Raw genomic sequence first — 2,940 nt, 5'->3', positions numbered from 1 at the left:
TATTATGTGTAATATGTATTACCCCTTATTTTTTATGACTTTTATAATTTAGGTCTTGATAAAGATTTTTTCAAAATGCTTTTTTTTTATTTGTCGTAGAATGCTGGTTTGTGAGGTATTTTTGATCAAACCTTATTTCAAGTAACACTAGAGATTTCCCTCCTTTAAGAAATAAAGGGTACCCTATTTGTATTTTCCTCTTCTTTTTTTGAAAAAGTGAAATGATTTGTAAGTTAAACCCGTTATACTTGTTGAAAGAGTTAATCAGTGAGCAGGCAGGAGGTTTATATGAAATGGAAGAAGAAAGACAGAGGATAGAGGAAGTGCTGTCGGGCAATAAACAAGCCTACGCACAAATTATTAACAAATATAAAAATCCATTATATGCAACCATTTTAAGAATGACAGGAAACCAGCAGGATGCAGTTGATCTAGTTCAGGAATCCTTTATCAAAATTTATCGCCAGCTTGGAAAGTTTGATGGAAAAGGCTCTTTTTCCAGTTGGATGTATCGAGTAGCCATCAATCACTGTATGGATGAATTCAGAAAGAAGCGTTTTAAAATGGAACAGGTTGAAATAAGAGAAGATGATGTCAAGGATTTCCATCATCCCGAAGTGATCTTCTTAAAAAAAGAGAAAAATAGACAACTAGAAAAACTAATTGGCGGCCTTCCAGAAGATGAACGAATGATTCTTCTCCTCCGATATGTAAATGAGCAAAGTTACAGCGAAATCAGTGAATTCATGAGTCTTTCTTTAGCGACGGTAAGAAATAAACTCCATCGTGCCAAGAAAAAATTAAGAGAAACGATCAAAGAGGAAAAAGGAGGGTATTTTCATGAAATGTCCAACGAAAGATAAACTGGAACAATGGTTTGATGGGTTTGACCAAGTCGATGAAATCATTCAATTACATGTAGAAACTTGTCAAGAATGTCAGCAAGTCATCAAGATGTACGCAGAAGAACAAGAATTGATTAAGGAGACGCTCACGACACCAACATTACCTGATGATTTTACAAATCAAGTTTTGAATCAACTTGAGCCATATGAACATAAGAAAAAGAAGAAAAAATGGAAACGGGTGTTGCTTATAGTAGCTGCTTGTGTACTTGCAGTAGGATTAACAACCACTTTAAATCCTAGTTTTGCGGAATGGATTGGTGGATTTTTTACAACAGAACAAGTTGATGAAGGTTTAAGAATGGCTTCTGAATCAGGATTAACGCAGCGTATCGACCAAGAAGTAATGGATCAAAGAATTACCTTTAAAGTGGAAGATGTATTAGCAGACACTTCAAGGGTTGCGTTATCTTATCAAGTTGTAAAGGAAAATGGTAAAATACTTAATCCTCAATTAGAATTTAGAGATGGGAAAAATGTCATTTCAGCTTATGATCAAGATGGAAATCCAATTGAAGGTGAAGGGTTTGGAATGAGTTGGATAAATGATTCAGATTATGGATTGATTGAATTTTCCTTACGTGGGCATGAATCAATCGATTCACTTACGATTAAGTTTGAATTAACAGAATTAAATGGAACGAGAGGAAACTGGCAATTAGAAATCCCGATCGATTTAAAAGAAATTAAGGAAATGACAACGAGGCTCGTTTTACATGATCAGAAGACGAGTGATAATGGGGTAGGGATTCACTTAAAAGAAGTTCAATTTGCTCCATCTTCAAATGAAATTATGTATGATACGTATTTCACAGCTGAAGAAAAAGCAAAAGTGGAAGCACAAATTCAGGAGCTAGAAAATGCAATTGGGGACAAAAATAATTTTACATTTGCCCCAAACTACGGTACAGCCATTCAATATCATATTGAAAATAAGAGTGGAAAGACCTTGTATCGTGTTAATATCTTCCAAGATCAAGGCCATCCAAGTGATTCGGGGCTTATGCAAGGAACTGGGGAAGATACGGGGGAGCTTGGATATATGAAATGGAATGAATCATTTATTCCTCAAAAACAGGAAGATCAGCTTACATTTGTACTTGATGGGGTGATAAAAACGGTCCCATCGAATTTTTCAATAAATGTAAACCCGAAAGAATTAAAAAAGTATCCTCTTTCATTTGAATATGAAGGCAATTTTATCACCGTTAAAAAGGTGGATATGCAGACGGACTTTTCGTTGCAAAAGACATTTCCTCCAGTTGAAACAGAACAGGTTTTAGTCATTGAGATGAAGGGTGGGAAGGAAGTACCTTCATCAGATCTATTATCATGGGCAATAGTTGATGATAAGGGAGAGACATATGAAGCTTTTCACAGCAGGTCCGTTTTTGATGAGACAGATGAAAATGGTCGTTTTAAGACAAATACGACGCTTACCATATATGGAATGAAAGAGATACCTAAGGAATTCACTTTACATTTGTTATCTGTGACACGATATGAAGAAGTAGAAAAGGAATGGAAAGTCCCGTTATATAAAGAGTCTTAAGCTTGGGTTGCTGAGGCAACCCTTTTCCTATTGGACTATAGAGCAGGATGTTTTGTTTCTTTCTTATTATGCTTATAACTTTGTAGAAAATAGGAGGATTAGTAACAAAAAGAGGAAGTTTTGGCATTGATGATTTCATCCAATATGCTCGGTGCTATGATAGGATTTGGGTTTTGGAAAACAAAGATTGTTCAGGAATTATTAAAATAGTATTTATTCTTTAACAAATTTCTGAATGGAGACTGAGAAATTGCGATTTTTATTTTGGAATTTCCTTGATGTTGTAAATCCACATTTTCCTGAATTTATCTCTATTAGAGATAAATTAGTTATTCAAGAAAAGAGCGCTTTTCTGAAATAAGGAAAGAGTCTTTCTTCATGAAAAGGGCCATATTTTTGAATAACTCATTTTCAAAATAAATAGATATTTTAGAGGGAATTGTGAAGAAATGGTACTTAAACTAAAGGGCAGAATACTTAAAT

General features: G+C 34.5%; 2 protein-coding genes. Both read left to right on the top strand.

Going from position 1 to position 2,940, the window contains the following annotated elements:
- Window positions 1-293 precede the first annotated feature (293 nt).
- Entirely contained in the window at window positions 294-863 is a 570-nt protein-coding gene (locus V7164_RS25380; RefSeq protein WP_335346553.1) for an RNA polymerase sigma factor, read from the top strand.
- Window positions 841-2,457 (top strand): DUF4179 domain-containing protein, encoded by a 1,617-nt coding sequence (locus V7164_RS25375; protein WP_335346552.1) that lies wholly within the window; start codon window positions 841-843, stop codon window positions 2,455-2,457. The genes V7164_RS25380 and V7164_RS25375 overlap by 23 nt, the downstream gene beginning before the upstream one ends.
- The last annotated feature ends 483 nt before the right edge of the window (window positions 2,458-2,940 follow it).

This window comes from Bacillus sp. JJ1474 (assembly GCF_036965225.1).
Lineage (GTDB): Bacteria > Bacillota > Bacilli > Bacillales > Cytobacillaceae > Cytobacillus.
This window is presented reverse-complemented; position numbering and strand designations above follow the sequence as displayed.